Here is a 6,000-nt window from a genome sequence, read left to right as displayed (position 1 = left end):
GTCGAGCGGGAAGGGCGCACGGTGGTGTGGTCCTGCGATCCGATGCACGGCAACACCATCAAGGCAGGCTCGGGCTACAAGACCCGGCCGTTCGAGCAGGTGATGAGCGAGGTGCAGGACTTCTTCGCCATTCATCAGGCGGAAGGGACGCACGCGGGCGGCATCCATCTGGAGATGACCGGCAAGAACGTGACGGAATGCACCGGCGGCGCACGCGCCCTGACGGATGCGGACCTGCGCGACCGCTACCACACCTATTGCGACCCGCGCCTCAACGCCGAGCAGGCGCTGGAGATCGCGTTCCTAACCTCGGAGCTCATCAAGCGCGAGCGCCAGTCAAGGGAACAGCCGACCGCCCTGGCGGCCGAATGAATGGCTGGATGGCTTAAAGAAAAAGGGGCGCCCGAGGCGCCCCTTTTTCTTTTACGCATACGCAACTCTACAAGTATTTGAGCTTAGCTCAGCCAGCCCATGAAGAAGAGGATAAGGATGATCGGCAGAGGAATGCCGATGAGCCAAAGCAGGCCGCCTTTCAACATGTCAGTCTCCCAGTGTTTCGTGTGGAAATAACGAACTGGACTGTTGCGAGTTCCCACAAAGCTTGAGCTTTGCACAAGGCCTGGAGTGCTGCCTATGAGCGGCCTGCCAGAGTTCATCCCAAACGGCGGATCGGCACGGCACCAGGCGCGTTGATCCGCCGTGGGAAAGCTTTGCTCGTTGCATTGCTGCGCACCCGGCTGCGCGCTAAATCTACAGGTGCCATGGCTCAGAACATTCTCAAGATCGCGCTCGCGCAGCTCAACCCCATCGTCGGCGATGTGGCCGGCAACGAAGAGAAGGCTCGCGAGGCCCGCGCCGAGGCGGCTCGGATGGGGGCCGACATCGTGATGTTCGCCGAGCAGTTCCTCGCAGGCTACCCCGCTGAGGATCTTGTGCTGAAACCCGCCTTCCAGGACACCTGCCGGGCGGCGCTCGAGCGGCTCGCCCGCGAGACGGCGGATGGCGGGCCCGGCATGCTCATCGGCCTGCCGTGGCGGGAGGAGGGGCTCCTCTACAACGCCTACGCGCTCCTCGACGGCGGCGCGATTTCCCTGCGGTTCAAGGTCGACCTGCCGAACTATGGCGTCTTCGACGAGAAGCGAAATTTCGAGGCCGGCCCCCTGCCGGGGCCGGTCAATTTCCGGGGCATCCGCCTCGGCCTGCCGATCTGCGAGGACATCTGGAGCGGTGACGTGGTCGAGTGCCTCGCCGAGACCGGGGCCGAGATGCTGCTCGTGCCCAACGGCTCGCCCTATTGGCGCGGCAAGACCGAGGAGCGCTTCAACATCGCGGCCGCCCGCGTGACCGAGAGCGGCCTGCCGCTGGTCTATCTCAACCAGGTCGGCGGCCAGGATGAGCTCGTCTTCGACGGCGCCTCCTTCGTGCTCAACGCGGATTGCTCGCTCGCCTGCCAGCTGCCGGCCTACGAGGAGACCATCGCACTCACCAGCTGGAAGAAGGGCGAGGAGGGCTGGGTCTGCCGCGAGGCTCCGGTGGTGACGGTGGAGGAGGGCGAGGAGGCCGATTATGCCGCCTGCGTGCTCGGCCTGCGCGACTACGTGGAGAAGAACCGCTTCCCCGGCGTGGTGCTGGGGCTGTCCGGCGGAATCGATTCCGCCATCTGCGCCGCCATGGCGGTGGATGCCCTGGGGGCGGATCGGGTGCATTGCGTGATGCTGCCCTACCGCTACACGTCGGGCGAGTCGCTCAAGGATGCGGAGGACTGCGCAAAGGCGCTCGGTGTTCGCTACGATACCCTGCCGATCGCCGAGCCGGTTGAGGGCTTTGAAGCCGCCCTGCAGCCTCTGTTCGCCGGGCGGGAGCGGGACATCACGGAGGAGAACCTCCAGAGCCGCGCCCGTGGCACGATCCTGATGGCGATCTCGAACAAGTTCGGCTCTATGGTGCTGACCACCGGCAACAAGTCGGAGATGTCGGTGGGCTACGCCACGATCTACGGCGACATGAACGGGGGCTTCAACCCGATCAAGGACCTCTACAAGATGGAGGTCTACCGCCTGTCGGCTCTGCGCAACCGCTGGAAGCCCAAGGGCGCGCTTGGGCCCGATGGGATCGTCATCCCCGAGAACATCCTCATCAAGGCGCCCACCGCGGAGCTGCGCGAGAACCAGAAGGACCAGGATTCCCTGCCGCCTTACGAGGATCTCGACGAGATCCTGCGCGGGCTCGTGGAGCAGGAGCTGCGGGTCTCGGAGATCGTGGCGAAGGGCTACGACCTGGAGGTGGTTAAGAAGGTGGAGCGCCTGCTCTACATCGCCGAATACAAGCGTCGGCAGGCAGCTCCCGGGGTGAAGGTGACGCGCCGGAATTTCGGCCGCGATCGCCGCTACCCCATCGTTAACCGCTACCGGGACCAGGGCTTGGCGGCCCACCAGAAGGACGAAGCCCTGGAGCGCGCCATCGGCAAGCCGCGCACCGGGTCGATGGATGTTTGAAACGCTCTAAACATCCACCACGTCATCTCCGGACTTGTTCCGGGGACCCACGTCTTCAAGCCTCTTAAACATGGATGGCCGGGACGAGCCCGGCCATGACGGCAGTGAGTGTCATCCCCGGCGGCCGCAGGCCGGGAAGGGGATCTACTCACATGCCTGGCGCTATGGATTCCCTTCCCCTCCGCTGACGCTCCGGCCGGGAATGACACTGAAGCGGCAGTCACCCCTTGCGCCGCCGTGCGCGCTTCGCCATAGCATCTGCATGTCCAAGCCCATCGTTCGCTTCGCCCCGTCCCCGACCGGGCACATCCATATCGGCAACACCCGCGTGGCCCTGCTCAACGCGCTCTATGCGCGGCGCGAGGGCGGCACTTTCATCCTGCGCTTCGACGACACGGATGTGGCGCGGTCGAAGAAGGAATATGCGGATTCCATCGAGACCGACCTGCACTGGCTCGGCATCCCGCCCGACGTGCTCGTGCGCCAGTCGGAGCGGTTCGCGCTCTATGATGCAGCCGCCGAGCAGCTGAAGGCGGCCGGGCGCCTCTATCCCTGCTACGAAACCCAGGAAGAGCTGGAATTCCGCCGCAAGCGCCAGCTCGCCCGTGGGCTGCCGCCGATCTACGACCGGGCGGCCCTGAAGCTCACGGACGAAGACCGCGCCAAGCTCGAACAGGAGGGCCGCAAGCCCCATTGGCGCTTCCGTCTTGAGCCGACGAACGTCGCCTGGGAAGACCTCGTGCGCGGCCATTGCCACGTGGATTGCAGCTCGCTGTCGGATCCGGTGCTGGTGCGCGAGGACGGCACCTATCTCTATACCCTGCCGTCCGTGGTGGACGACATCGACCTCAAGATCACCCATGTGATCCGGGGCGAGGACCATGTCACCAACACGGCGGTGCAGATCCAGATCTTCGAGGCTCTGGGCGCCGGCTCTCCCACCTTCGCCCATCACAGCCTGCTGATCACGGCGAGCGGCGAGGGGCTGTCGAAGCGCCTCGGCCATCTGTCCGTGAAGGGCCTGCGCGATGCCGGTCTCGAGCCGCAGGCGGTCGCATCGCTGGCGGTGCTGGTCGGTTCGGCCGAGGCCGTGCGGCCCATCGCCGATCTCAACGAACTCGCCAAGCTCATCGACTTCTCGCACATCTCCCGCGCGCCGGCGAAGTTCGACGAGAGCGAGCTGGAGCACCTGAACGCCCGCCTCATCCACGAGATGCCCTATGAGATCGCCCGTGAGCGCCTGGCGCAGCTCGGCGCCGATGAGGGCGAGGCGTTCTGGAATGCGGTGCGCTTCAACCTGACGAAGGTTCAGGATGCGGCGGAGTGGGCCAAGGTCGTGCGCGGGCCGGTGACGCCGGTCATCGAGGACAATGCCTTCATCGATGCGGCGACCGGCGTTCTGCCGGAGGCTCCCTGGGACGCCACAACCTGGAAGACCTGGACGGAGGCGGTGAAAGCCGCCACGGGCATGAAGGGCAAGGCACTGTTCATGCCGCTTCGCCTCGCGTTGACCGGGCTTGATCACGGCCCCGAGCTGGCAGCGCTGCTGCCGCTGATCGGGCCGGAGCGGGCGAAGGCGCGGCTGGCCGGCCAATCAGCATAGACCAAGACCAATCCATTCCTCGTCATGCCCGCACTTGTTGCGGGCATCCACGTTTTTACGCGGCCAAAGACGTGGATGGCCGGGACGAGCCCGGCCATGACGGCTTGGTGAGTTCCTACGCCTTGATCTTGTAGCCCGTCCTGAAGATCCACCCGATGGCGGCAAGGCAGAGGAGCATGAAGACCAGGGTCATGCCGAGGCTGATGCCCACGCCCACATCGGCGACGCCGTAGAAGCTCCAGCGGAAACCGCTCACCAGATAGACCACCGGATTGAACAGGGCGATGGTCTGCCAGAACGGCGGCAGCATGTTGATGGAATAGAAGCTGCCGCCGAGAAACGCGAGCGGCGTCACGATCATCAGCGGCACGATCTGCAGCTTCTGGAAGCTGTCGGCCCAGATGCCGATGATGAAGCCGAACAGGCTGAAGGTGACGGAGGTCAGCACCAGAAAGGCGATCATCCAGACAGGATGCGCGATGGAGAAATCCACGAAGAGCCGCGCCGTGATCAGGATGATCGTGCCGATGATGATCGACTTGGTGGCGGCCGCTCCCACATAGCCGATGACCGTTTCGACCGCGGAGATGGGCGCGGAGAGGACCTCGTAGATGGTGCCGGTGAATTTCGGCATGTAGATGCCGAAGGAGGCGTTGGAGATGCTCTCGGTGAGGATCGAGAGCATGATGAGGCCTGGCACGATAAAGGCCCCGTAGCTCACGCCGTCGATGCTGGCCATGCGCGAGCCGATGGCCGAGCCGAACACGATGAAATAGAGCGAGGTCGACAGCACCGGCGAGGCGATGCTCTGCATGATCGTGCGCCAGGTGCGCGCCATCTCGAAAAGGTAGATGGCCTTAATCCCATAAAAGTTCATGCGCGCCCCCGCACCAGGCTGACGAAAATCTCCTCCAGCGACGACTCGGAGGTCTGCAGGTCCTTGAAGTCGATGCCGTGCTCGTTCAGGCGGCGCAGGAGACCCGCGATGCCCGTCTCCTGGCTTTGAGTATCGAAGGTATAGACGAGCTCGGTGCCGTCCGAGGAGAGCTGTAGGTTCGCAGATTGCAGCTCGGCCGGCAGGCTCGAAAGCGGGCTCTGCAGGTGCAGGGTGAGCTGCTTCTTGCCGAGCTTCTGCATGAGCACATGCTTGTCCTCGACGAGCACGATCTCGCCCTTGTTGATCACCCCGATCCGGTCGGCCATCTCCTCGGCCTCCTCGATGTAGTGGGTGGTCAGGATGATGGTGACGCCGTTTTCCCTTAAGCCCCGGACCATCTCCCACATGTCCCGCCGCAGCTCGACGTCGACGCCGGCCGTGGGCTCATCGAGGAACAGGATTGTGGGCTCGTGCGACAGGGCCTTGGCGATCATCACCCGGCGCTTCATGCCGCCCGAGAGCGTCATAATCTTGCTGTCGCGCTTCTCCCACAGGGAGAGATCTTTCAGGATTTTTTCGAGATAGGCCGGGTTTGGCGGCTTGCCGAAGAGCCCCCGGCTGAACGTCACCGTCGCCCACACGCTCTCGAAAGCGTCGGTGGTGAGTTCCTGCGGCACGAGCCCGATCTTCGTGCGGGCGGGCCGGAAATCCCGGATGATGTCATGGCCGTCCGCGACGACGGTTCCGGTGCTCGGATTGACGATTCCGCAGATGATGCTGATGAGCGTCGTCTTGCCGGCGCCGTTGGGACCTAGGAGCGCGAAGATCTCGCCCTTCCGGATCTCCAGGTCGACCTTCTTCAGGGCCTGGAAGCCGGAGGCATAGGTCTTGGTCAGACCCGACACGGTGATGATCGGGTCAGATGCGCCCGCAGGACGGGGCATCTCTAGAGAATCGAGCGGTTTCATGCCGGGCGTATTAGCATGGCCGTTCGTCGCAAGGAATGGAGGTGCTTCTGACATCCT

The 6,000-nt window shown here is 64.2% G+C and carries 5 protein-coding genes; 3 read left to right on the top strand and 2 right to left on the bottom strand.

Going from position 1 to position 6,000, the window contains the following annotated elements; genetic code table 11:
* The 3 genes from JQC81_RS10105 to gltX form a co-directional block, all read left to right on the top strand.
* Positions 1 to 372, top strand: a 372-nt coding sequence (locus JQC81_RS10105) for a 3-deoxy-7-phosphoheptulonate synthase (protein WP_203271693.1), incomplete at its 5' end; no start/stop codon positions are given.
* Positions 373 to 761: 389 nt separating this feature from the next.
* On the top strand, positions 762 to 2,495 hold the full coding sequence (locus tag JQC81_RS10100) for an NAD+ synthase (protein ID WP_203271692.1): 1,734 nt from the start codon (positions 762 to 764) through the stop codon (positions 2,493 to 2,495).
* A 262-nt stretch (positions 2,496 to 2,757) separates the two neighbouring features.
* On the top strand, positions 2,758 to 4,098 hold the full coding sequence (gene gltX / locus JQC81_RS10095; protein ID WP_203271691.1) for a glutamate--tRNA ligase: 1,341 nt from the start codon (positions 2,758 to 2,760) through the stop codon (positions 4,096 to 4,098).
* A gap of 115 nt (positions 4,099 to 4,213) precedes the next feature.
* On the opposite strand, the gene JQC81_RS10090 is transcribed toward gltX, so the two are convergent.
* Complete coding sequence (locus JQC81_RS10090; RefSeq protein ID WP_203271690.1) at positions 4,214 to 4,975, bottom strand: ABC transporter permease; 762 nt, start codon at positions 4,973 to 4,975, stop codon at positions 4,214 to 4,216.
* Positions 4,972 to 5,919, bottom strand: coding sequence for an ABC transporter ATP-binding protein (locus tag JQC81_RS10085; protein WP_376772387.1), 948 nt, complete (start codon positions 5,917 to 5,919; stop codon positions 4,972 to 4,974). The genes JQC81_RS10090 and JQC81_RS10085 overlap by 4 nt, the downstream gene beginning before the upstream one ends.
* Positions 5,920 to 6,000: the final 81 nt, after the last annotated feature.

The sequence above is a fragment of the Microvirga arabica genome, from assembly GCF_016811235.1.
Lineage (GTDB): Bacteria > Pseudomonadota > Alphaproteobacteria > Rhizobiales > Beijerinckiaceae > Microvirga > Microvirga arabica.
Note: the sequence above shows the minus strand (reverse complement) of the source record. Positions and strands in the feature narration are given on the sequence as shown.